This window comes from Roseobacter litoralis Och 149, assembly GCF_000154785.2.
Lineage (GTDB): Bacteria > Pseudomonadota > Alphaproteobacteria > Rhodobacterales > Rhodobacteraceae > Roseobacter > Roseobacter litoralis.
Genome location: NC_015730.1, coordinates 3,650,754 through 3,675,457 on the forward strand (window position 1 = coordinate 3,650,754; position 24,704 = coordinate 3,675,457).

Annotated in this window: 22 protein-coding genes and 1 pseudogene; 16 read left to right on the forward strand and 7 right to left on the reverse strand. The window is 54.5% G+C overall.

The genetic code is table 11. The features are described from left to right. The first annotated feature begins 80 nt into the window (after window positions 1-80). The 4 genes from trpS (at window position 81) to RLO149_RS17490 (ending at window position 3,628) form a co-directional block, all read left to right on the forward strand. Window positions 81-1,094 (forward strand): tryptophan--tRNA ligase, encoded by a 1,014-nt coding sequence (trpS, locus tag RLO149_RS17475; protein WP_013963425.1) that lies wholly within the window; start codon window positions 81-83, stop codon window positions 1,092-1,094. 124 nt (window positions 1,095-1,218) lie between these two features. Continuing rightward, window positions 1,219-2,319: a class II histone deacetylase gene (locus RLO149_RS17480; protein WP_013963426.1), complete on the forward strand. Its 1,101-nt coding sequence runs from the start codon at window positions 1,219-1,221 to the stop codon at window positions 2,317-2,319. 14 nt (window positions 2,320-2,333) lie between these two features. Further along, a complete protein-coding gene (locus tag RLO149_RS17485) occupies window positions 2,334-2,912 on the forward strand; it encodes a nitroreductase family protein (protein WP_013963427.1) in 579 nt (192 codons plus the stop codon). After that, a complete protein-coding gene (locus tag RLO149_RS17490; protein ID WP_013963428.1) occupies window positions 2,909-3,628 on the forward strand; it encodes an EI24 domain-containing protein in 720 nt (239 codons plus the stop codon). Before RLO149_RS17485 ends, RLO149_RS17490 begins: the two co-directional genes overlap by 4 nt. On the opposite strand, the gene RLO149_RS23250 is transcribed toward RLO149_RS17490, so the two are convergent. Together RLO149_RS23250 and mce are read right to left on the reverse strand one after the other, a co-directional pair. Next, window positions 3,564-3,860, reverse strand: coding sequence for a DUF1467 family protein (locus tag RLO149_RS23250; RefSeq protein ID WP_013963429.1), 297 nt, complete (start codon window positions 3,858-3,860; stop codon window positions 3,564-3,566). The genes RLO149_RS17490 and RLO149_RS23250 overlap by 65 nt on opposite strands. A 23-nt stretch (window positions 3,861-3,883) precedes the next feature. Continuing rightward, entirely contained in the window at window positions 3,884-4,288 is a 405-nt protein-coding gene (gene mce / locus RLO149_RS17495) for a methylmalonyl-CoA epimerase (RefSeq protein ID WP_013963430.1), read from the reverse strand. 487 nt (window positions 4,289-4,775) lie between these two features. On the opposite strand from mce, the gene RLO149_RS17500 reads away from it, so the two are divergent. Beyond that, window positions 4,776-5,495, forward strand: coding sequence for a response regulator (locus tag RLO149_RS17500; RefSeq protein WP_013963431.1), 720 nt, complete (start codon window positions 4,776-4,778; stop codon window positions 5,493-5,495). A gap of 11 nt (window positions 5,496-5,506) precedes the next feature. Here the strand turns inward: RLO149_RS17500 and RLO149_RS17505 are convergent, their stop codons facing one another. The 3 genes from RLO149_RS17505 to RLO149_RS17515 form a co-directional block, all read right to left on the reverse strand. Next, window positions 5,507-6,229, reverse strand: coding sequence for a GNAT family N-acetyltransferase (locus RLO149_RS17505; protein ID WP_013963432.1), 723 nt, complete (start codon window positions 6,227-6,229; stop codon window positions 5,507-5,509). Between the two features lie 55 nt (window positions 6,230-6,284). Beyond that, a complete protein-coding gene (aspS, locus tag RLO149_RS17510) occupies window positions 6,285-8,060 on the reverse strand; it encodes an aspartate--tRNA ligase (protein ID WP_013963433.1) in 1,776 nt (591 codons plus the stop codon). Between the two features lie 357 nt (window positions 8,061-8,417). Further along, window positions 8,418-9,134: a hypothetical protein gene (locus RLO149_RS17515; RefSeq protein WP_148264392.1), complete on the reverse strand. Its 717-nt coding sequence runs from the start codon at window positions 9,132-9,134 to the stop codon at window positions 8,418-8,420. A gap of 125 nt (window positions 9,135-9,259) precedes the next feature. Between RLO149_RS17515 and RLO149_RS17520 the strand changes: the two genes are divergently transcribed. The 4 genes from RLO149_RS17520 to RLO149_RS17540 all read left to right on the forward strand — a co-directional run bounded on the left by RLO149_RS17520 (window position 9,260) and on the right by RLO149_RS17540 (window position 15,177). Continuing rightward, window positions 9,260-9,637: a hypothetical protein gene (locus RLO149_RS17520; RefSeq protein ID WP_013963436.1), complete on the forward strand. Its 378-nt coding sequence runs from the start codon at window positions 9,260-9,262 to the stop codon at window positions 9,635-9,637. After that, complete coding sequence (locus RLO149_RS17525) at window positions 9,634-10,695, forward strand: Rieske 2Fe-2S domain-containing protein (RefSeq protein ID WP_013963437.1); 1,062 nt, start codon at window positions 9,634-9,636, stop codon at window positions 10,693-10,695. The genes RLO149_RS17520 and RLO149_RS17525 overlap by 4 nt, the downstream gene beginning before the upstream one ends. Beyond that, complete coding sequence (locus RLO149_RS17530; protein WP_013963438.1) at window positions 10,695-11,456, forward strand: hypothetical protein; 762 nt, start codon at window positions 10,695-10,697, stop codon at window positions 11,454-11,456. Before RLO149_RS17525 ends, RLO149_RS17530 begins: the two co-directional genes overlap by 1 nt. A gap of 724 nt (window positions 11,457-12,180) precedes the next feature. Further along, window positions 12,181-15,177, forward strand: coding sequence for a calcium-binding protein (locus RLO149_RS17540; RefSeq protein WP_013963440.1), 2,997 nt, complete (start codon window positions 12,181-12,183; stop codon window positions 15,175-15,177). 209 nt (window positions 15,178-15,386) lie between these two features. On the opposite strand, the gene RLO149_RS17545 is transcribed toward RLO149_RS17540, so the two are convergent. After that, a complete protein-coding gene (locus RLO149_RS17545) occupies window positions 15,387-15,614 on the reverse strand; it encodes a hypothetical protein (RefSeq protein WP_013963441.1) in 228 nt (75 codons plus the stop codon). Between the two features lie 93 nt (window positions 15,615-15,707). On the opposite strand from RLO149_RS17545, the gene RLO149_RS17550 reads away from it, so the two are divergent. The 7 genes and pseudogenes from RLO149_RS17550 to RLO149_RS17585 all read left to right on the forward strand — a co-directional run bounded on the left by RLO149_RS17550 (window position 15,708) and on the right by RLO149_RS17585 (window position 22,995). Then, entirely contained in the window at window positions 15,708-16,622 is a 915-nt protein-coding gene (locus tag RLO149_RS17550) for a LysR family transcriptional regulator (RefSeq protein WP_044025723.1), read from the forward strand. Between the two features lie 198 nt (window positions 16,623-16,820). Next, the gene (locus RLO149_RS17555) at window positions 16,821-19,235 is read left to right on the forward strand and encodes a methyl-accepting chemotaxis protein (RefSeq protein WP_013963443.1); all 2,415 of its coding nucleotides are present in this window, start codon (window positions 16,821-16,823) and stop codon (window positions 19,233-19,235) included. 746 nt (window positions 19,236-19,981) lie between these two features. Continuing rightward, a pseudogene (locus tag RLO149_RS17565) lies at window positions 19,982-21,155 on the forward strand (IS3 family transposase). Between the two features lie 81 nt (window positions 21,156-21,236). After that, entirely contained in the window at window positions 21,237-21,542 is a 306-nt protein-coding gene (locus RLO149_RS17570; protein ID WP_013963444.1) for a hypothetical protein, read from the forward strand. 86 nt (window positions 21,543-21,628) lie between these two features. Further along, window positions 21,629-21,871, forward strand: a complete 243-nt coding sequence (locus RLO149_RS17575; protein WP_013963445.1) for a type II toxin-antitoxin system Phd/YefM family antitoxin — start codon at window positions 21,629-21,631, stop codon at window positions 21,869-21,871. Further along, entirely contained in the window at window positions 21,868-22,281 is a 414-nt protein-coding gene (locus tag RLO149_RS17580) for a type II toxin-antitoxin system VapC family toxin (RefSeq protein ID WP_148264393.1), read from the forward strand. The genes RLO149_RS17575 and RLO149_RS17580 overlap by 4 nt, the downstream gene beginning before the upstream one ends. 342 nt (window positions 22,282-22,623) lie before the next feature. After that, complete coding sequence (locus tag RLO149_RS17585; RefSeq protein ID WP_013963447.1) at window positions 22,624-22,995, forward strand: GFA family protein; 372 nt, start codon at window positions 22,624-22,626, stop codon at window positions 22,993-22,995. A 239-nt stretch (window positions 22,996-23,234) separates the two neighbouring features. Here the strand turns inward: RLO149_RS17585 and RLO149_RS17590 are convergent, their stop codons facing one another. After that, window positions 23,235-24,593 carry an ISKra4-like element ISRli1 family transposase gene (locus RLO149_RS17590; RefSeq protein ID WP_013963448.1) on the reverse strand — a complete coding sequence of 453 codons (1,359 nt, stop codon included), beginning with the start codon at window positions 24,591-24,593 and terminating at the stop codon, window positions 23,235-23,237. Window positions 24,594-24,704 lie beyond the last annotated feature (111 nt).

The following is a 24,704-nucleotide window of genomic DNA, read 5'->3' on the forward strand; positions in this document are numbered from 1 at the left end:
AGTGCGGGGTTCCTTGACGATGCTCTGGCTCATGGGTAAGCCAGCGCAGACTTCATTGCCAGCGAGAACGGACGCCTATCATGACCAGCCCTACCTTCGCCCCCCGTGTGTTTTCCGGCATCCAGCCGTCGGGCGGTCTGACCTTGGGCAATTACCTTGGCGCGATCAAGCGTTTTGTCTCGATGCAGGATGAGTATCCTTGTGTTTATTGTATGGTTGATCTGCATGCGATCACCGTCTGGCAGGACCCCAAAGACCTTGTACATAACACGCGCGAGTTGGCCGCCGGCCTGATCGCTTCTGGCATCAGCCCTGAAAAGTCGATCCTTATCAATCAAAGCCAGGTGCCCGAACACGCACAACTCGGCTGGGTATTCAACTGCGTGGCCCGCATGGGATGGATGCAGCGCATGACGCAGTTCAAGGACAAGGCGGGCAAAAACGCGCAGAATGCATCGCTCGGTCTGTTTGGCTACCCGGCTCTGATGGCGGCTGATATTCTGATCTATCATGCCACGCATGTCCCGGTGGGCGAGGATCAGAAGCAGCATCTTGAACTGACGCGCGACATTGCCGCCAAGTTTAACCATGACTACGGCGTTGACTTCTTTCCGCTAACCGAACCCGTGATCGAAGGGGCGGCAACCCGCGTCATGTCCCTGCGCGACGGGTCCAAGAAAATGTCGAAATCCGATCCATCGGATGCCAGCCGGATCAATATGACCGATGACGCGGACTCAATTGCCAAGAAGATCCGCAAAGCCAAAACCGACCCGGATGCCCTGCCTTCGGAAATCGACGGGCTGAAAGATCGCCCGGAAGCGCGCAATCTTGTAAACATATACGCAGCCCTGAATGACCAGACCGTAGAAGACGTGCTGGCGGAAGTCGGCGGGCAGCAATTCGGGACCTTCAAGCCGCAGTTGGCGGAGCTTGCAGTGTCAAAGCTTTCGCCCATTTCTCATGAAATGGCGCGCTTGATGGATGATCCGGCAGAGATCGACCGCATCCTTGCCAAGGGTGCCGCTCAGGCGCGCGAAATCACAGCGCCGATCCTGAGCAAGACTTACGAGATCATGGGCATGGTGCGCTAATCGCGCCAGTCTTTATGACCGGCCAAACGGGCGTGTTGGCAACTGCGGCTGCGCAGAAAATGGCGCGTGGACATTTGTGTTTCCCTGCTTCACTCTGCTTGCGGACAATGAACGAGAGAGAGATATGAGCACCGGCTTTTTCTGGGACGAGCAGTGTTTTTGGCATGCAGGTGGGAACTATGCCTCAACCCTGCCGATTGGGGGGCTGGTGCAGCCGCTGAACTCGACCGGCCTGCCCGAAACACAGGAAGCCAAGCGCCGCCTGAAGAACCTGATGGACGTCACGGGCCTGTCGGATGATCTGGATGTGCGCCGTGCACCACTGGCGACGCGTGAGGATTTGCTGCGCGTGCATCCGGCCTCGTACCTTGATGAATTCAAACGCATGTCAGACGCAGGCGGCGGTGAACTTGGCCGACGCACACCCTTTGCCGCCGGAGGGTATGAGATCGCGTCCCTTTCTGCCGGGCTGGTTGTCGCCGCCGTTGATGCGGTTGTGCGCGGCGATCTGGAAAACGCCTATGCCTTGTCGCGCCCACCGGGCCATCACTGCCTGCCCGACTATCCAAACGGGTTCTGCCTGCTGGCCAATATCGCCATCGCGATCGAGGCCGCACAGGCCAAGGGGTTTGCGAAACGTGTCGTTGTTCTGGACTGGGATGTGCACCACGGCAATGGCACCGAAGCGATCTATTATGACCGCCCGGACGTGCTGACGATCTCTCTGCATCAGGAGGGCAACTACCCGCTCGACACCGGAGGTATCGCAGATCGCGGCAAGGGCGATGGTTCGGGGTACAACCTGAATGTGCCCCTGATCGCCGGCACCGGGCATACCGGATACCTGCATGTGATGGACACGATCGTTCTGCCACAAATCGCGGTGTTCAAACCCGATCTGATCGTCGTCGCCTGTGGGTATGACGCGAGCGCCATCGATCCCCTCGCGCGGATGCTGGCCACGGCGGACACCTTTCGCAAGATGACCGAACGCATCAAAGCCGCCGCGCAGGAACACTGTGACGGTCGCTTGGTGCTCGCGCATGAAGGCGGCTATTCCGAGGTCTACGTCCCGTTCTGCGGCCATGCCACGCTCGAAGCGCTTTCGGCGAGTGATAAAACGGCCCCTGACCCCTTGGCCGAGACCTTGCGCGTGCGCCAACCGAGCGCCCGCTTTGATGCCTTCATCAGGGGTGAAATCGACCATCTGGCCAGCCAACTCTAACCTGCAGGACTCTCATGCCCGACCCAAACCCCAATGCACTGGACTTTTTGCTGACGCGCCGGTCAAGACCTGCCAAGACCCTGCAGGCCCCTGCGCCGGATCGCGCCCAACTGCGCCCTTTGTTGCAGGCCGCGGCACGCACGCCCGATCATGGCAAACTGGAGCCCTGGCGGTTCATCGTGATCGAAAGACCGGCCATGGCACGTCTGGCAGAGATCGCGCAGCGGCGGGGGGAGGCCATGGGGCTGGACGCAGATCAGATCGCCAAGGGTCGCTCGCAATTCGATCAGGGGCATCTGGCCGTGGCAGTGATCGAAAGCCCGAAACCGTCCGAGAAAATACCGGCACTTGAACAAACATATTCCGCCGGGGCGGTTTGCCTCGCCTTGCTGAATGCAGCGCTGTCTGCCGGTTGGGGGGCAAATTGGCTGTCGGGCTGGCCCAGTCACGACCGTGCCTTCATGCGCGAAGCCTTTGCGCTGGCGGATCACGAACGTATTGCCGGGCTGATCCATATCGCAACCGAAACATCGACGCCTCCCGATCGCCCGCGCCCCGATCTGGACGCCATTACATCCTGGATGCCGGAATGATCTTTGACTCCTTCTTTGCCGCATTAGCCCAGATGACCGATGCGCGCTTTCGCAATGTGTTGCTGACTGGGATCGGGCTGACCATCGCGCTGCTGATCGGGGCCTCGGCGCTTTTTATCTGGCTCATGGGCGGGCTTGTCGGTGAAGAAGCGAGCCTGCCGCTGATCGGTGAGGTGACATGGCTGAATGATCTGGTCAGCTGGGGCGCTGTTGTCGCGGTCGCCGTCTTGTCGATCTTTTTGATGATCCCGGTCGCGTCAGCCATTACGTCCATGTTTCTGGATACGGTCGCGCAGGCTGTTGAGGACAAACACTATCCGAACCTTGGGCCCGCGCAAAACGTGCCTCTGGCGGATGCAGTGCGTGATACCTTCAGTTTCCTTGGCGTTCTGATCGTGGCCAATATCTGCGCGCTGGTGCTTTATCTGTTCTTCGTCCCCTTGGCACCGTTTATCTTTTGGGGCCTGAACGGCTTCCTGCTGGGGCGTGAATACTTCACGCTGGCCGCCATAAGGCGCGTCGGGCGGCAACAGGCCAAAGTGTTGCGATCCCGCTATATGCTGCGGATATGGGCGGCGGGGTTTCTGATGGCGATCCCGCTGTCCGTGCCCCTGTTAAACCTGATCATCCCGATTTTGGGGGCCGCAACCTTCACCCATCTGTTTCACCGCCTGTCGCCTCAGGGGCCATACGTCCAAACCAGTCCAGATCCCTGACGGTAATCACCTCAGACAAGATAATCGTGGTAATAATCGCCCACAGGATAAGGCTGAGCACAGTGGTGATTTTGGCCTTTTTGCCAATGTTATGCACTTCGGGCGCACCGGCATGCGTGCCCGGTACAATCTCGCCCAGATCCCCTTGGGTTTTCACTCGTATAGGTAGGATGATCAGGAACATGAGGGACCAGATCACCGCAAATAGCACCAAGGCAGACGTAACACCCATTTTTCAGGCCTCCGATCAAAAACTCAGGTTTGTTCCAGTTCCACGAGGCACCCGTTAAAGTCCTTTGGGTGCAGGAACAGAACCGGTTTGCCATGCGCCCCGATTTTGGGCTCTCCGCTGCCAAGGACACGCGCGCCGGTCGCAATCAGGTGGTCCCGCGCTGCCAGAATATCTTCGACTTCATAGCAGACATGATGGATGCCCCCTGAGGGGTTTTTGTCAAGGAAGCCTTGGATCGGGCTTGCCTCTCCCAGAGGATAAAGCAGTTCAATTTTCGTATTCGGCAATTCAATGAAGATCACCGTTACGCCGTGGTCAGGCTCATCCTGCGGTGCGCCAACATCCGCGCCTAACGCGGTTCGGTATTGATTTGCTGCAGCTTCAAGGTCTGGCACTGCAATCGCAACATGGTTCAGGCGGCCGATCATTGTTTTCCCCTGTTGATACTCATTTGGCTGGTTATGGAACTGTGGTCGGTCCAGTGCAAGTGCAAGAGCGACGCAGGCGCAGCCTCAGCCGGAGTTGCCACGACAATTCGGGCGATGTCATGCATCCCAAACCGCCAAAGACCTGCAAAGCGATCCAGCATCTGACTGCATATCCCCTTGCCTCGGTTAACAGTTCCAAACGGCAGTCTGATTCTTCTGTCCCTGAGGGATACGCAACAATCCAACTCGCGCGGTATACCTTGCGCAAATGCGACACCCGCAGGTGTTTACAAATGCTACGCAAGTGTCAATTCCGTTTCTTTGCGCGTTAAGCCCTGTGCGCTGTAAGACCGTAAACATATGTAAACATTTGATATCCCAATTTCTCCGCTGGGTTCAGACTGGATTTGGACGCCGTTTCTCTTAACCCCCTGTTATCCATCTTGAGTCATGGTAAATCGCGAAACCAGTGATTCAGGAGGCAATGATGGACGAGAAGGACCCTTTTGCGGCAACGATTCCCACACCGACTGCGGCGCGACCGCTTCTTGGACTAACTGTTCTGGTTATTGAAGACAGCCGTTATGCATGCGAAGCCATGCGCCTATTGTGCCTGCGCAGTGGTGCACGTATCCGGCGCGCTGATTGCCTGCGTTCCGCTCGTCGTCATTTGCAGGTGTATCGCCCTTCTGTTGTGATCGTCGATCTGGGTCTCCCGGACGGGTGCGGCGCCGAGTTGATCACAGAGCTGACCCAAACGGAACCGCGGGTTGATGTCGTCCTTGGCACGTCAGGCGATCTGAACGGTGAGAAACTGGCGCTGGCAGCGGGCTGTGACGGTTTCTTAACAAAACCCATCGTGTCATTGGCGGTTTTCCAACAGACCATCCTGTCCAATCTACCAGCGGAGCGCCAACCATCGGGATTACGCGAGCTTCCTGACGAGATCATTCACCCCGATCTGATGGCTTTTCAAGACGATATGGCCCATATTGCCGATGTATTGGGGGGGGAAGACAACGATACGGCCATAGATTACGCCGCTCAGTTCATAGGAGGTGTGGCACGATCCGCGCAAGACACCGGGCTGGAGCAAGCCGCCGATGCATTGGCCAAGGCGCGCGCTTCCGGCGCATCCGCGAAAATTGAGGTGTCAAAGCTGGCCAATCTGGTCCAACAAAGGCTCGCCCAAAAACTAGCTATCTGACAACAGCGTTTTCAAAGCAGCGGGTCACTGGCGACCCTCACGTTGCTGGTCAAATCGCCTAAGCTGGTTAATTGCCTGCCTTGTTCGAAATTGTCAGGCGCCAGCCACGTTTCGAATGCACGGTTCAAGGCAGGCCACTCCTGATCAATGATTGCGAACCACGCCGTATCGCGATTGCATCCCTTGACCACTGTGGCTTGCCGAAAGACACCTTCATAGCTGAAGCCCAGACGCTGGGCGGCCCGACGCGACGCCATGTTCAACGCGTTGCATTTCCATTCATAGCGGCGAAACCCGATACTGAAGGCATGCTGCATCATCAAATACATGGCCTCGGTGCCTGCCCGTGTCTGCTGCAACGCGGGGCTATAATTGATATGGCCGACTTCAATTGACCCATTCGCCGGGTCAATGCGCAGAAAACTGGCGACGCCTTCAAAAGCACCGCTCTCCTTGTTTTTTATGGCGTAGAACTGATGTACCGGAGCAGAGATCGTCTGGATACCCCACTGCTTATAATCTGCGGCGGTTTGAAAAGGGCCATAGGGCAGGTAATCCCAGACCTGATCGTGGCCGGTATATGCCTCAAACAGCTCTGCCGTGTGCAGTTCTGCATCCAACAGATGTATCTCAGCGTATCTGCCTGACAGCGAGGCACCCTTGGGCGCACTCGGCGTCGACCAATCCGGCACGGGCTGACCGAAAACCGGCGTGTCCGCTGTACTGCGCGGCATCTTCAAGGCTCCCTTTCTTATCCCGCTTGCCTCAGAAATCCAGAACTTCGGGTCTTCAGTCCTTCGGTATGACCCTCAGGCCCAATTCCATGAGCTGTTCGCTCTCCGGCTCGGAGGGTGCGGACATCATCAGATCTTCCGCGCGCTGGTTCATTGGGAAAAGGATGACTTCGCGAATGTTGGCTTCTTCGGCCAGCAGCATGACGATCCGGTCGATACCAGCGGCACAACCACCATGCGGGGGCGCGCCATATTGGAAGGCATTCACCATTCCGCCAAAACGTTTGCGCACCTCATCTTCGCCATAGCCCGCGATCTCGAACGCTTTGAACATGATCTCCGGCTTGTGGTTTCGGATGGCGCCCGACACCAGCTCGTATCCATTGCACGACAGGTCATACTGATAGCCAACCACAGTCAGCGGATCGCCCTGCAAGGCCTCCAGACCGCCCTGAGGCATCGAAAACGGGTTATGTTCAAAATCAATCCGGCCGGTTTCACTGTCTTTCTCATAAATCGGGAAATCGACAATCCACGCAAAGGCGAACCGGTTTTGATCCGTGAGGCCCAGTTCCATACCGATGTGGTTTCTGGCTTTGCCCGCGACGGGCTCAAAGGCCTTGGGCTTGCCACCGAGGAAAAACGCCGCGTCCCCAACGCCGAGGCCCAGTTGCTGACGGATGGCCTCGGTACGCTCCGGGCCGATGTTCTTCGCAAGCGGTCCGGCAGCCTCCATGCCCGCACCCTGATCGCGCCAGAAGATGTACCCCATGCCCGGCAACCCTTCTTTCTGAGCAAAGGCGTTCATGCGGTCACAGAACTTTCGACTGCCGCCACCCGGTGCAGGGATCGCCCTGATCTCCGTGCCTTCCTGTTCCAGAAGGTTCGCGAAGATTGCAAAACCGGAGCCTGCGAAATGCTCTGATACCGATTGCATCTTGATCGGGTTGCGCAGATCGGGCTTGTCCGACCCATACCAGAGGGCAGCGTCCTTATAGGAAATCTGCGGCCATTCCTGATCAACAGCCTTCCCGTTGCCGAACTCCTCAAAAAGCCCGGTCAATACTGGCTGGATGACATCGAACACATCCTGCTGTGTGACGAAACTCATTTCGATATCGAGCTGGTAGAAGTCTGTCGGGGAGCGATCCGCCCGCGGGTCTTCATCCCGAAAACAGGGTGCAATCTGAAAGTACTTATCGAAACCAGATACCATCAAAAGCTGTTTGAATTGCTGCGGTGCTTGCGGCAGCGCATAAAACCGGCCCGGGTGCAGGCGCGATGGCACGAGAAAATCGCGCGCGCCTTCGGGACTTGAGGCTGTGATGATCGGGGTTTGGAATTCCCGAAAATCGGCTTTCCACATCTGTTGACGAAGTGAGGCAACGACATCCGAGCGCAGCTTCATGTTCGCCTGCATGTTGGCGCGGCGCAAATCCAGATACCGATACTTCAGGCGCGTTTCTTCCGGGTATTCCTGATCGCCAAAAACCTGAAGCGGCAGTTCTTCCGAAGCGCCCAGCACTTCGAGACCTTTTACAAACACTTCGATTTCACCTGTTGAAATCTTGTCGTTTACCAAACTGGCATCTCTGGCTTTCACGAGACCATCTACCCGAATGCACCATTCAGCGCGCACCTTCTCCATTTGGTCAAAGACCGGGCTGTCTGGGTCGCAAAGAAGTTGAGTGATGCCATAATGATCGCGCAGATCGAGAAAAAGCACCCCGCCATGGTCACGCACACGATGCACCCAACCGGACAGTCGCACAGTTTCACCAACGTCTTGCGCGCTCAGATCTGCGCAAGTGTGACTGCGGTACATGTGCATTAGACTATTCCTTCACGGGGCTGAAATTTGACGCCAGATACACCTTCTGGATATCAGGAAGTCAAGCCATGCGCGTTGATCTTTTGGCGCTATGGCGCAGCGCGGCGTTTTTCAGACGCCAAAGCGCACTATATTCACAACATCGCCGAAAAACGCGTGATCAGAGCGGGCAGCACGGGATAACTGTGACACGCCGTAACGTCACAGGAAGGGACAGAGGACAGCAAGTTCTGCGCTCTCACTGTCAAATCGACATCATTTGCACGGTCAAAACGCGCGCCTGCCATATGCGCTGTGGTCCAAAAGTACCGGTAAGCATGCTTCGATGTCCTGCATAGACACGGGTCAGGCAGGTGATCAGATCAAGGGAGCCTGCGAACTTACGCCCGATCCGAGCTCCGGCTTTGGAGGTGCCAAATCATGCTTCTGTAAGTGGCTTGGTGGTGGAGCGACATACCGGGCCCTTTCACAAAGCGTTCCGCCAGCAGGACCGGATCCGATCATATGCATGGGCAGCCAGTCAGGTTTTGCAATGCTGCGGCCACACTGGCTGAACCGCCGCTGATAGATGATTTCCAGCTTATCACAGCAACCTTCTGTGATGATGACTGCATCCTCTGTACCAAGATACTCAATCACCGCCCTCGTGGCCAATCTTGTCCCATGGATGGATACGGCAAAATCCGTCAAGTTTGCATTCGCTTGGACCAGCGCCAGGCGTGCGCCGTTCATCGGCACGATCTGACTTTTTTTCAAAGTCGGCCTGTGGAGGAACCAGAGCTGGCGTAAATCATAGCGCATCTGACCACCAGACAACACTCGGTCGAGCGGTGGTTCATCGACGTGCACAGGACAAGGTAATTTGCCGCCGACAGCGGTCTCCACCTGCAAGGTAAGATCTGCAAGCTTGTGTTCCGGCAAGCCAGAGTAGCAACCGCGGCTTTGCCAATGCAGTTTACGCGACCGACCCCCATAATCTTGGCGCATAAACCATGTCACATTTTCACACGAAAAGTCGCGCTTATGTGAATTTGCTGGTTTATGGGTTGACCGTGGGCCGACTTCCTCGATCATATAAGGCCGAACGTATATAACATCTCCCGGCCGCGGCACCGGCATATTTGTCCGATGTTGACGGCAGAAAGCAAATACTGTGACGCATCGGCCCAAGTCATATCAACATCCTCGCCAAAACGCTTATGACTGAGGCTGCGTTCATTCTGGACATACTGCGTGGTTGGGGTATCGTCGGCTCGCTTGTTGCTGCGGTCTTTCTGACCATCGGGATGGACCGGATAGATGCTGACGCGCGCGGGGCTTATGTCTTTCGCCCACTTTTAATACCCGGCATCCTCGTCATCTGGCCGTTGGTTTTGTGGCGCTGGTATCTCTATGAAACCGGTGCTGAGCGATGGGAGAGCAGATATGATCCCCCGCGCAAAGCACATTTTACAGTCGGCTGGGTCATGCCAATCGGGATATGCCTGATTATTCTGACAGGGCTTTCAGTGCGCCAGACTTGGCCAATAGGGTTTGAACCGGTTCAGCTTTCAGCACCGTCGGAAACTGCACAATGAGCGTCAAATACATCCCCGTTCAGTGGAACAACAACAAGTACATTTATGATGCGGTCATGCTCGCGGGTGTCGTGCTGTTTCTGTATGTATTTCTTTATGCGGCACCTGCCGCGCTGAACCATGAGCGCGCGGTCAACCCGCAAATTCACAACGCGCGCGCTTTTGGAGCCTGTGCTTTCGTCATGTTGACGGTCATTCTGTGCATTGGCCCACTGGCGCGGCTCAACCCCCGGTTTCTACCGCTGTTGTACAACCGCCGACATTTCGGCGTGATGACGACATTTGTTGCGATCACCCATGCATCTTATGTGGTCGACTGGTATTTCGCCTTTTCGTCGTCGAACAAATACGAAGCGGTCCTCTTTGCCAATACATCCTACGGGCAGCTTGCTGGCTTTCCCTTTGAGATCTTTGGCGTGTTCGCGCTATTTGTGCTGATTATTCTCGCTGCGACCAGCCACGACTTCTGGCTCAAGTTCCTCAGCCCCCCGGTGTGGAAGCGGCTGCATTACCTCATTTACCCCGCCTATCTCGCCGTCGTGGCGCATGTCAGCTTAGGTATTTTACAAGATCAGCAAAACCATAGCTTCACGGTGATCTTTATTGCCGGCGCGGGCGCTGTGGGCGCATTACATTTAGCTGCTGCGCTGTCCGAGCGGCGACAAGACAAGGCCCAAAAAACGCGGCAAACGGACTGGGTGGATGTGTGCACAACGTCCGAGATGACCGACGGCTTTGCAAAAATCAAACTGCTCGCAAACGGGGAGCGCGTGGCGGTTTATCTGACGGACGGAAAGCTCAGCGCGATTTCCAATGCCTGCGCACATCAAAACGGCCCCCTGGGCGAGGGTCGTGTCATCGATTGCCTCGTGACCTGTCCGTGGCATGGATTTCAATATGATGTCACCTCAGGACGCTCTCCTGCGCCTTTCACCGAAACTGTCCCGACATATAATCTGCGGCTCGACGGAGCGCGGGTTCTGGTCGACCCTAAGGCGAACCCACCCGGCACCTATGTTGAACCCATTGCGGTCCCCAACCCCATGAAAGGACTGTGATGGACAACAAGGACGCCCCCTTTTTCGTCGGCTACCTGCCAACCCCAAAGGGATTACGCGCCCTTTTGCTGGGCATATGCGTGCTGTTCATTTCGGGGTTGGCAGGTTTGGGTTTTGCGCTTGGCACCGCACAGGATGACCCCGGCCCGGGCGCATTTCGGTTCGACTATGGCCGTCAGACTGTGACGGGCGTTATGGAAATGACACCCTATCCTCTGCTGCGTGTCACGCAAGGCAATGACAGGATTCTGCCCGGCGACACGTTGATGCTTTCGGCAGGCGGAAAAACCGGCGTGCAGGGTCGCGCGGCCCCACTGGAAGGTCAACTCGTTCAGGTGTCCGGCGTCATTCTCGAACGCGGGGATCTCAACATGATGCAGGTCCGCGGGGGGCGCCAAGGCATATCAGCCGTTGAAGGCGAACCACCGGCGCAAAGCGTCGAACCTCTTGGACGATGGAAACTGGCGGGCGAAATCTGCGATGGCAAATGTCTTGCTGGTGCGATGCGCCCCGGCATCGGGCTTGCCCATAAGGCCTGCGCCAACCTGTGCCTGTTGGGCGGGGTGCCGCCGGTATTCGTGTCTTCTCAGCCGGTGGATGGAGAAGAATTCCTGTTGATCACTGGGCCAGACGGCACAGAACTGCCGCAAGAAGCGTATGATTACATTGCCCGATACGTATCCCTCGAAGGCGAAATTGAACGGCGCGGCGACTTGCTTGTTCTGATGCTGGATCCTGAAACACTGACGGTTCTGAAGTAATGCGTCGCTGGGTTTCATTGACAGTAATCGCGTTGATTACTCTGATCTTCTTTTATCTGTCTCGCTTTTGGTACCTGAACCTGTGGCCGCGCCAAGGTCTTTTGGGCATAGAGGAATTGCGCCCACAGGGCGGATTGCTCGCCCGGTGGCTGCGGGGTACAGATGCCGCACCGTATGAGTTGCTCATCTGGGCCACCGCCTTTTTCGCTGTGTTGAGCATAGCGCAAAAGATCTATGATAGAATCCCGCCTCGGGAAGGCGAGTGAAGCACGTTGGGATCGGATCGTTTGCGCCCGCATTCACCGTCTCGGATATCGAAATTTCTCTGATCTTGAGACTTCGAATCCATGTCGGTTGCGATCACAGTTTACCCCACGCGCTTCCCTGAAAACGGAAACGGTCCACTGGTTTGTTGTTGCTCTCGGCGCTCCCAAAGACGGAACGCTCTGCATAAATCGAAGCAACCACAACCAATAGAGATGCGCATTTTCCAATTGCTGCAGCTTAGCTCTGCAAGGGTGAGATGATAACGTAAAGCACTGTGAAATATATATTATCACACATCACAGGTTGCAGCGGAAATTCATACTCTGTCATATTTTGACAGACACAGTCCTTGGATGAATGAGCCAGTTCTTGCTTAACACAAAGCGATTGTTGACCGACTCGGAACAATGCGCTCACATTATTGTCATTTAGTATTAGTTAAAAAAGGATTAAAATTATGGCTACGCCGACAGAATGGCTCAATGAATTTCAAGTAAACACCGGCACCGCAGCGACTGGCACTCAGTCGGATCCCCAAATACTCGGATTGAATAACGGACACTTCGTTGTGGCATGGACCGAACAAACCTCGGGTTTGATCGGAACGGACCTTGGCTCTGACATTATCGCCAAGATTTTTGACGCCGAGGGAAATGTCGTCAGAAATTCCTTTCAGTTGAACCAGGCATTCTTCCCTGATGATGAACGAGACTTCGATCTTGTCGCGACGCATGACGGCTTTGCGATGGCGTTTCAGGATGACGATATTGCGAACTCAAACCAGACCGACATCAGATACGAACGCTATGATTTTGACGGTGACCTTCTGCTAAGCCGCAGCATTGCAACCGAAAACGTATTGGCCGAATTTCTGCGCAATCCACAGATCGCCTCGAACCTGATTTCAACCAACGACGATGTCTTCGTGGCCTATGATGACGCGGTTTCTTCCGATGCTGACATCAGTGGCCGGATCATTGATCAGCTTGACGTGATTGGTGCGGAGTTTGCGGCTGGGCAGAATGGGGCTGATCGGAATGCGCTTGGTGATGTAACCGTTCTGAGTAACGGCAATTTTGTGTCGGCCTATGAGGAAACAGATCCATCGGGCGTTGGGATCGAATTCAAGATCGTGTCAGCGGCTGGTGCGCCAATCGCCAATATAAACGTTACCAACGGGACCGTCAGCACAGATCCGGCCATTGCGGCGCTTGAAGGCGGCGGCTTTGTCGTCACCTTTAACACGGGCAATGATATCTTTTTCAGAACCTACAGCAACACAGGGACCTTCCAGAACAGCGGCACAGTCGCCTCCGGGGCCAACAACCAGAACGAAGCGGTGGTCACTGCCCTGCCGGATGGCGATTTTGTCGTGGCTTGGGATGATGACACCAGCGATAACCTTTTTGCGCGCCGGTTCAATGCGGATGGCTCGTCGGATGGGTTTACCTTCGTGGTGGAGAACGCCAACGTCACAACCATCGACATCAGCACCACAGGCGACGGGCGTATTCTCTTTGCCTGGCAGCAAATTGGCGGCGAAATTCTGGCCTCTGTCTGGGATCCGCGTCCGGCGGTTATTGACCCGGATGATTATGATGGACAGCGTGCACATGTGCTCGATTCCGATGTAATCACCACCGGTTTGGGCGGTTCGACCGTTCTGGCGGGTGCTGGCTTCAAGACCGTGCTGGGTCAGGGTGGCAACGACATCATCAGCTCGTCAGGTGCCGGTGAGTATTTTGGCGGTGGCGGTAATGACCGGATCACTGCTGGCAACGGCACAAATGAATTGCTCAATGGTGGCGCGGGCATCGATACGCTGATCACCACGACGTTCAACTTCGACTATGAGATCAACATGGTGAGCGGCGTCACCAATTTCGTGGGCGAGTCGTTCATTAATTTCGAAAACATCATCATGGGCAACGGCAACGACACAGTTGTCGGAACAAGTGGCTCGAACGGGATCGAAACAGGCGCTGGCAATGACTCCGTTGATGGCGGCGCAGGCAACGATACGATCATCACGGGCAGCGGAAATGACACGGTTCTTGCAAGCTCAGGCAGTGACACGATTTTCCTTGGCGATGGCAACGATACCGCGACGTCTTCGGGGACCGATACGATCTTTGGCGAGGCGGGGGATGACCTGATCTTTGCCGGGCTTGGCTTGCCGGAAACCCTTGATGGGGGCACCGGGGTTGATACGCTGAACACGACTTTGTTCAACGGCTCCTATGTCGTCAATCTTGCGACCGGACTGACGAATTTCGCGGGCGAGGTCTTTACCAACTTCGAGAATATCATTTCCGGCAGTGGCAATGATGAGTTGCTTGGCACGTCAGGCGCCAATGAGATGGATGGCGGGGCCGGAAATGACCGGATTCTCGGCCTTGGGGGCAATGACGAATTGATCGGTGGCCTTGGCAGCGACATCCTGAACGGCGGTGACGGCAATGACGAGATCGACGGCGGCGATGGCAACGACATCATGTATGGCGGCACTGGCAATGACGACATGGACGGTGGGGCTGGTGACGATCTGCTGATCGGCAATGACGGCAATGATGTCATGCTGGGCGGCCTCGGCAACGACATGTTCCGCGGTGGCACCGGGGTCGATAACATCGATGGCGGCGCGGGCGACGACGAAGCCTTTGGCGGGGACGGCAATGACACCCTGCGCGGCGATGTCGGCAACGATCTGCTGGACGGCAGTGCAGGCAATGACTTCATCGACGGTGAGGAGGGCAATGACATCCTGGTCGGTCAGATCGGCAATGACACGCTGCTCGGCGGTGCCGGGCTGGATGAGTTGCGCGGCGGCGGCGGCGATGACTTCCTGAACGGTGAGGCTGGCAATGACACCATGTTCGGTGGCGCGAATGAAGACACTTTGTTCGGCGGCAGCGGCGACGACATCCTGCAGGGCAACCAGCAGAATGATGATCTGTTTGGTCAGTCAGGCAATGACCGGTTGTTCGGCGGTGATGGCTTTGATTTCCTTGATGGCGGGTCGGGCAATGACCGGCTTGAGGGCGGCAACGGCCTTGATGTTCTGGTCGGTGGTCTGGGGGCGGATATTCTGCTGGGCGGCGCGCAGAACGATATCTTCCAGTTCAACAGTGTCGGGGAGTCCAACCTTGGCACGCGGGACACCATCATCGGGATGGACGGCGTTGGCGGCGCGGGGGGCGATCGGATCGATCTGTCCAACATCGACGCGAATTCCCTCATCGGCGGGAACCAGGCGTTTACCTTCCTCGGCTTGCAGACGACGGCGTCGGCACTGTCGTTCGGCGCAGGTGTGTTCTGGCTCGAGAACGCAGGTGGGCCAACTTTGTTGTTCGGGAACATCGACAATGATGCCACAATCGAACTTGCGATCCAGATCAACGACGGCGCGGGCGTCTCGGCTGCGGACTATGTCTTCGGTGATTTCATCGTCTGAACTAACAGCCTGATATAACAAACCACCACGCGCCGCTCAGGAAAGAGCACGCGTGGTGGGCACAAAAGACCATCCATTTTACCGTACTCTGGTAATCGCTGTTTTATCTGGTCCGGCGCGCAGAACTCTCGCAGTTCTTTCACTCAAATATCGGGTGTAACGCCATGGCGAAGAGACTCCATGTGATCGCAGTCGCCGATCAAACGAACCTAATCATCTCCCGACTTCAAACAAAGTTCAACGCGCAGGCGCGCGACTTTCAGTTCCTTGAAGACATCAACATACCCATTTCGTTCCGAATAACGTTCTAGATCGCGCATCACGTCGAGCACCCAACAAATGTCATTGCCGTCGAGTGATTGGCTGACACGGTTTCTAACGAACCTCTTTTCAGCACCTTCCGGGACGACGGACAGCTCTCCTTTTTTGTTTTTCATTAAGAAAATCCTAGCGCGACGCTTAAAAAATATTCACTATTTGAAAAATGATTGGAAATACAGATTGATCAATTCACAAAAACCCAAAAACTCATGAGAAATTTCGATACTTCATCAATAGACGGCAGGCTGCTGAAAGTTTTCCTGACCGTCTACGAAGAAAAATCCGTGACCAAAGCCGCGTCTACACTGGGCACCAGTCAATCAACGATAAGCCACAGTCTTGAAAAGCTTCGCCAATGCGTCGGCGATCCACTGTTTGTCAAAAGTGGCAGAGGTATCACACCGACAAATGTCGCAACGGCGATCGCGCCAAAAATTTCCTGGATAATCGGCGAACTGGAAGGGCTTGCCCTTCAATCAGAATACAGCCCGCAGAAAGACACGACCACCTTTACAATAGCTACAAACGTCACAGAATTACTGCCGGTTCTGATCCCGGTGAAACGGGTAATCCGACGTGCTGCGCCGAACGTCATGATACGTTTTACCGACCTTGGTGCGCGCACAAACGCCCTGAGCGTATTGGCAAATGGACTTGCTGATGTCGCGATCACCGCCGCAGTCGGCCCGTACCCGTTGGAGCTGGCCATAGACCATTATTACAAAGACGATTTCGTCTGTTTCTTTGACGCCGCCCGACGCAACGCACCAGATACAATCGAGGCATATAGCGCGGCCCGCCACGCCGTTTTGGACTTTGGCGGCACCACGAAAAGTATCGTCGATGCAACGCTGGAAAATGCAGGACATACGCGACAGATCTTCTTGGCGGCGGCTAACTCCTATGCCCTCGCAAAACTTGCCTTCGGAACGGATCTGGTTGCCACGTTGCCAAAGCGTCTTAGTGCGACGGCGTTCAAAGGGTTTTCCCACGTCACCCCGCCGTTTCCGCTTCCACCTGTGACATATGATCTGGTGTGGCACCGCCGCACCTTGGACAGTTCACGCCACAAATGGCTGAAGAAGGTGATGATGAACGCGATTTCAGATTTTGATGCGAAATAGTCTGATGCGACTTGGGCAAAAGTAACGATCTTACCGTCATCTTTCGCAATACGGTGATTTAGAAACTTGGAACAGCCAAGACGACGGCACAAGCATTGTGGCATCATGATCGCCACATGGAAAAACTCCCTGAGTAAAGAATTTTGAAACCCTCTCTCAATAATGAGGAATCAAATTCAAGGAAATAGGAAGTCCACTATGTCAATCGTGATGCGTATCTATGTTGGAATGGGGGCAATGATTGCGCTCACTATGTTGGTTGGCAGTTTTGCCATTTTTCAAACAAATGGCTTGGCAAAGACCTTTTATGAGTACCGCGGCATTGCAACGTCCGAAGTCTTGGCGACGCATTTGGAAGAAAACCTGTTTAAAACACGAATATCAGCCTACAGGTTCAGATCCAACAAAAACCCGGAGAACCTGCAAGAGCTGTCAGGGCTTGTTGCGGCCATCACTGATCAACAAGCCGAGTTATTTAACCGTCTCGACGGTTTGGCAGCGCAGGAACAAGTCATACCAATCCCTGCATTGCTCGCCGAATACGAAGCATTGATGAGGGATGCTGTCGCACTGCAACAAGAGCGAGATGCAATGGTCGCAAACACAAGCTCCATTGGGAGCAAAGCGCGCCTGCAGTTGTCCGAAGTCATGTCAACTGCACTGGAGGACCGTGACACAGAGGCAAGCTCGCTGGCTGGATTGGCGTCGACCAATCTCATGTTAGCACGCCTCTATCTTGAGCGTTTTCTGGTCGACAACGACCCAGCTGATGCAGAACGTTCAAAGCTGGAAATCGAAAATGCGCGCAAGGGTGTAAGCCGGCTGCTATTTTCGCTCCAGAATCCGGAGCGCAGAGAACTGGCAAAACAAACTCTTACCGACTTGGATCAATTCGAAGCAGCCACTGCGAACGTCAGTGAAATCATTCAGACGCGCAACACCAAATACGCGCGGATGGACGAGATTGGACCAGAGGTTCTGGGAAAGATGGAAACGGTGGTTAACGATTTGTCGGACCGCCAGAAAGTACTGGGTAAAGAAGGTGCCGCTCGAGCAGACAGCGCAATTCTAATTGTGATGGCCATTGTGGCTGTCGGTACAGTTATTGGCGCTCTGCTGGCATTCTTTACAGCGCGTATCATATCCAGCCGCCTGACCAAGATCACCGAAGGTATGGGCGAACTTGCCGATGGCAATCTGGACGTCGATATTGAACGCAGCACAGAAAAACACGAGATAGGCAAGATGACCAATGCCATGGTCGTCTTTCTCGAAAACGCCCGCAAAGCGCGCGACCTCGACATCGAAGTCAAAGAGAAAGAGCGTCTTGAGCGTGAACGTGAGGCGGCTGAACAGGCGCGTGAAGCAGAACTGGAAGCTGAACGTCGTGCCGCAGAAGAGCGCGAACGCAATGCCGAACTGCAACGCATGAAAACGCTTGAGAACTTTCAGAAAGACATGGAACGTGTTCTGGGCGAGGCTGCATCGGGTAACTTCTCCAACCGTATGTCGGACTCACTGGAAGATGCGGGCCTTGTTGCTTTGGCAGGTGTCATAAACCGGTTGCTTGAGGTGACCGAAACAAACATCGCTGATGTCGTAAAAAGTATTGATGAGTTGGCCAAAGGTAACCTGGGCATCAGGATCGAAGGTAAGCGCGAAGGTGCCTTTTTACAGATGAAGGACGACTTCAATACCGCTTTGACAACGTTGTCGGCAACGATGGCACGCATCATGCAAAGCGGGCAAGCCGTGTCAGCAACATCTACAGAGCTTGAGGATTCAGCCTTGGACATGGCGAAGCGCGCGGAAGACAACGCTGCGGCGGTTGAAGAAACATCGGCCGCGATTGAGGAGATTTCAGCCAGCGTTCGTCAGGTCGTCACCAATGCAAAAGCAGCAAACGAAGCAACGCAAAAAGTACGCGAAAGCGCTGACAAATCGCGCGATATTTCAAACGATACAGAAGCGTCGATCAATGCGATGACCGATGCGTCTGAACAAATCAACAGCGTTGTGAAGGTGATTGAGGATATCGCCTTCCAGATCAACCTTCTCGCACTGAATGCCGGTGTGGAGGCAGCGCGCGCTGGTGAGGCCGGACGTGGTTTCTCGGTCGTGGCATCAGAAGTTCGCGGACTTGCACAACGTTCTCAGGAAGCTGTTCAGGAAATTGGACAAGTGATAGAAAAGAACAATCGCAGCGTCGAAGTTGGCGTCGAAAAAGTCGCGCGATCTAAGCAAGCCCTCGAAGGCATCATCGCCGATGTAGAGGTCGCATCTGACCAAATTTCAGCCATCGCATCTGCTGTGGAAGAACAAGCACTGGGCATCGATGAAGTCAATTCTGCTGTACGATCAATCGACGGCACTACACAGACGAACGCCGCTGCGCTTGAGGAGATGACAGCGTCCAGCGTATCACTAAGCCAAGAAGCTTCTGAGTTGTCGGAAACGCTGGGACAATTTCATGGCATCGATCTTGATGCCGGACGTTCTACCAAGCCAAAAGTCGTCCAACGCGACGCCGAAGAACCACAACAGATACAACAACCAATGCGCGCAGCTGTAGGCATGAACGCTTCCAGTAAGACTGGTTGGGAGGAATTCTGAACAATGCAAGCGCAAAGCTCAGAAAGACCCAACGATTCCAATCCAGCCCAGGATGCAGGCGCAGAACATTCATCAGGTTTGGAGCATTGAAAGTTCTCGAGCGATTCTAAGGGTTTTATGACCATCAGAAGTTACGTGCATGAAATACGAGTATCGACCGTACCTTCACAATTGCAGGTCGCACCGGAATAATTCCTTGGTGCGACCAACCTGCTCATGCGTTCATCGTACTCTTAAATCGTGCAGCTAGGCTCCAGTTCCAAGAATAGTTGATCAGTTAGCCAACGCATCCTTATTGTTTAGCTCCGACTGATACAGATAACCGGCTTTCTAGATGACCAGAAACCTTAAAAACACCTACATTCTAACGCAGGCTCCGTCCCAAGTATTGGAGATGGAATATGAAGGAGTGATGGTTCCCAAAGAACGAGATCATAGCGTTGATCAACAAGATGGAGGGCGGTGTCCAAACCGCACGGTCTTATAGAGAGCACAGCAAAAGATAGGAATGCCGTATCGAAAGAGTTGCTTGCTGGACGGATTTTGGCTGACGCATGATCAAAAAACACCGCGTTATGAATGTGGTGACCCCTGCCTAAGGCCTTAAAGTGGTGGTTCACCAGTTTGATCGGCAGGAGCCCAGCAGCCAAACATGCGATGTACTGGAGTCGGGTGCGTTGTATTGGACCTGTCGCGGTTTGATGCCGCCCCTTTGATAGCATTTACTGCAACAAAGGAGACTGACTATGGGACTGAAACGGACGGACGAATTTCGCCAAGATGCGGTGCGTATCGCGCTGACCAGTGGGCTGACACGCAAACAGGTGGCTGACGATCTGGGTGTAGGTATGTCCACACTGAACAAGTGGATCACAGCGCATCGAGACACGGATGTGGTGTCAAAAGAGGATATGAGCCTCGTTCAAGAGAATGACCGGCTGCGCCGCGAGAACCGTATTCTCAAGGAGGAGAGGGAGATCTTAAAAAAGGCCACCCAGTTCTTCGCGGGCCTAAAGCAATGAGATTTAGGTTCATTGAAGAACACAGCGAGAGCTTCCCCACCAATCGGCTGTGTGATGTCGTTGGCGTCAGCACACGCGGGCTACGCGCATTTCGAAGCCGGCCAGCCAGTCGCAGACAGCGGTCTGATTTGGTCACGCTGGCGCACATCAAAGAACAATCTCGTCTGAGCCTTGGCAGCTATGGCAGGCCGCGCATGACTGAGGAGTTGAAAGAGATTGGCCTGGATATCGGTCACCGCCGTGTTGGCCGCCCCCTCTCGGCAGATTTGGCTTTGCCAAATCGCCTGTCGGGCAGTGGATGCGCCAGAACGGCATATCAGTGGTCAGAACACGCAAACACAAGGTCACGACGGATAGAGATCATAAGTTCAATATAGCACCGAACCTACTGGATCGTGACTGCGCGGCAGATGCGCCAAACCAGAAATGGGCGGGCGACATCAGCTATGTCTGGACCCGTGAAGGCTGGGTGTATCTGGCTGTGATCTTGGACCTGCATTCTCGCCGTGTCATCGGCTGGGCCGTCAGTAACCGCATGAAGCGTGATCTAGCGATACGGGCGTTGAACATGGCCATCGTATTCCGTGCGCCACCAAAGGGCTGCATCCATCACACGGATCGCGGTAGCCAATATTGTTCTCACGACTATCAAAAGATTCTGCGCCAACATGGGTTCAAGGTGTCGATGCCTGGGAAGGGCAATTGCTACGACAATGCGGCTGTCGAGACGTTCTTCAAAACCATCAAGGCCGAGCTGATCTGGCGGCGGTCATGGGAAACCAGGCGGCACGCTGAGATGGCAATCTTTGAATACATCAACGGCTTCTACAGTCCACGCCGCCGTCACTCAGCACTGGGATGGAAAAGCCCTGTCGCATTCGAACGGAAGGTGGCTTAAACGAGCACTAGGGGCGGCACTAAAGCGGGACAGCTCCATATCCAACAGCGGGGGCCAAAGTGGTTGACTGAGGCGCTGGCTATGGCAATTGATGCTAGCTTCGCAAACCCAAACATCTCCCTAGCATCCAATATATTACAACAAAAAGGAAAGCATGAATACTCTGGTACTCGGCTTAAATCGTTCAACGGACAGACCACGTCATCCGAAATCGACTTTGCCGACTACAGCCGCATGGCTGGCCTTATCCTTGTGAACGAGAGTTCACTACAATCCATTTTCGTATTCTGGGAGAAGACGCCAGAACTTGGATGGAAACGCGCGTTCGAGCACGCCTTCGGAATGGATGTCCATTCAGTCTACAGGTATTTTGAAGAGACGTTGTAAAGTCATTAGTTATTTGCCATCGTGAGCACTCTGCACCACTTGACATTCTAAGTCTAGACAGGTATCTAGCCGTAAGGAGATTGCTCATGTGGACACTGCAGGACGCAAAGAACAAATTCAGTTCGGTTGTCGAAGAAGCGCTGGCTGGTCGACCACAAGAAGTTACGAAGCGCGGGAAACTAGCAGTCGTGATCTTGTCTGCCAGCGAGTACGCACGCTTGCAACGTGCTGCTGCAGACAATCGAGGCACATTCAAGGATCATCTTCTCAGTTTCCCCGGTGATGACTTCGAACGGTTGCAGTCTTGCCCGCGAGACGTTGAGTGGTGAGAATAATCCTCGACACGAATGTAATCTCCGGTTTGCGAAAACCGGCTCAATATCCAGAAGTTGCGAGTTGGTTGAGGGCTCAGCGAGAAACTGATCTCTTCCTGAGCGCCATTACGCTAGGAGAGATCGAGCGGGGAGTCGTTCTTCAGGAAAAGAAAAACCCAGAATTCGCCCGAGCTCTCAGAACTTGGCTAAACGCCACTGAGTTGCAGTTCTCAGACCGGATCCTCGAGTTCTCGGCCCGAGATGCGCGAACTTGGGGCGCACTCTCCGCCACATTAGGCCATGCAGGCGCAGATTTAATGATCGCCGCAACTGCCCTCAACAATGACGCAAGAGTTGCGACGCGTAACACAACCGATTTCATCCCAACTGGGGTGTCGGTTGTAAACCCATTCGATCAGCTGTAATCTATCTTACGGTAAATATTCTTACAAAAGAGGCTGCTAATTCAGCGACGCTTGTTGAAGCAACCGTACTAACTACGATTGCATGGCCAGTGTTCAAATCGATCAAGAGCAGTATGCATATCCATCTGTTGATACCTAATCCACGCTGTTTTTGCGCAACTGGGTACAACAGACTAAAGTCGGCCCTTCCTCAACTTTTCCAATCATTCGAATGAGAAAAAATGACTGCATAGGGTGCTTTATCCACCATCGTTGTTGTGGGAAATGCTCCATAGTGACGTCAGTAGTAGATATCGAAATTTGCAACATTGCTATTCGAATAGAATTGGAAGGAGCTCTTAAATGGCCCGGGGAAGCTGCCTATGTGGTGCGGTGACTTTTACCACGACGGTCACCCCTCAAGAGCCCGTAATGTGCCATTGTTCCCAGTGTCGAAAACAATCAGGCGGGATTTGGTCGACAGCATATGTCGATTTTTCTGACCTTAGCTTTTCGGGAGACGTTAGTTGGTATGCAGCGAGCTCCGCTGGGAAACGAGGGTTCTGCCCAATCTGTGGTTCGTTTTTGTTTTGGAAGCCCAATGACGAAAGTACGATCAACATAGCGCTTGGCGCATTGGACGGTGACACCGGTCTGAAGCTCGAAAAGCACATCTATGTTGCAAACAAAGGCGATTATTATTCCATCAACGACGGGTTACCTCAAGAAGACTAACTTAAGTGACAAGCGTGACCAGGCCACCCACCCATTCGGCTGCTCGAGACTTCTCCACGGACCCGTAGCACGCGCAAATAATCAATCTGCAGCACCGGACGTATGCCTGACTTGAGGCGAGTCCGGTCGTTGCGATTGTTCCCAGTTAGGCGCACGATGAGAGCGTGCATTTGATGCTGGCAACATGCCCTCACCAAGAACATGGTCAGCACCCTTTGGGAGTGGAAAGAATGTGGGGATTAAGCCGCTCTGAGCTGGCCCTGTCGAAGCCTTCCATCTAGGACTGCGGCCCTAACCGTTGCCACTCGATGTGCGCCACTTGGGGACCAGCGCATCCGGCGCTTTTTGCCCATGCGAGCGTTGGCGATGTCGTTGACCAATCCTTCAGCCCGCGATGTCGAAACCGCTTTCCCGCAACGGCGTCTTTGATCATAATCGACAAGCGCCGCGCGATTGTATTCCAAGTAGGTTCTCAGTTCCATTGTGCGCGCAACTGCCGAAAGCGCTGCGTCATTCGTTCTGCCAACCGTCTGGCCTCGGACGCGCATGCCAAATCCGAAAAGCGTTTCAATCGCTTCCAGCGCACGAGCCGTTTGGCCATGCCAAATGCGCCAACGCAAGTTTTGTACCAGCTTCTCTACCGTCAGACCGTCAGCACCTCCGAGCAGAGAAAACAGGGTTTGAAATGTCGTTTCCACATGGCGGATGCGCATTGAAATATGCCACCAGTCAAGGATGTGATTGACCTCCGCACCGGTGGCGTCGCGCACCAGTCGTCGTAGTGCAGGGTCACCATCGGACAAAACTGTTAAAGTAGTGCCAACACGCCATCCGGCGCTTTCCAGATTCCTTCGCAGACACTCTCCCGGATTGCTCACGCCGATCACACTCAAACCAAATCGGCGTTTCTCGCCACCTTTGCTCTCGATGGAGCCAACGACAATCTCAAAGTTCCGACGCTGATATTCTGGTCTTGACCGAACGTAAGCGCTATCCAGAAATACCGAGAGATCGGATGGCTTTGAGCGATGATCGGCTTTTTCTGTCGCAGAGCGTTCGTTGGACGTAAGGTTGTCAGCTGTGGTCGCGAGCCGATTGCGGATCGTAACATGGTTCTGCCTGGCGCAAGGCGTCAATTCATTTAGAAGCTTTGCCGCTTCCCGAAAACTATGGCGCGCACCCAGTTCCGCCTGCAATCGCCGAAGCTCTGGCGCGGCATGGTCCGGCAAGAGACGGGTCAGAGGAGACCGCGCGACTTTCAGCGTAGGAAATCCCGGCAGCCCACACATGCACATCCGAACCCGCGGTACCTCGACGGTCACCCGACCGAAGAGCGTGTCGATGCGACGTCGGCGGCGATCATGAACCAGTAGATATGTTCCGCAGAAACGACAGACGCGCTCGATTTCGCTGATCTCTTCGACCTGATCCTGCAGTAGCGTACACTGAACTTCCTTCAGCAGCGATTTTGCCTCGGCCAGACACAGCCCAAGGTCTTCGCTCGACGCATCTAACGTTCGGCGTTCCAGCGTACAAATCTCATGTGATCGCGTCTCGCCCCAACCAAATTCCGTCTCCAACTTGATCCTGAATTTCATCGCTAAGCCTCCTGCAAATAAAGAAGAAGACTACACGGAAAACGAAAAGTATCCCCAGTCTCTTTCCACTCCCCAGTGCCATCAATAGGGGTACAAGCAGCCATTGAAAAG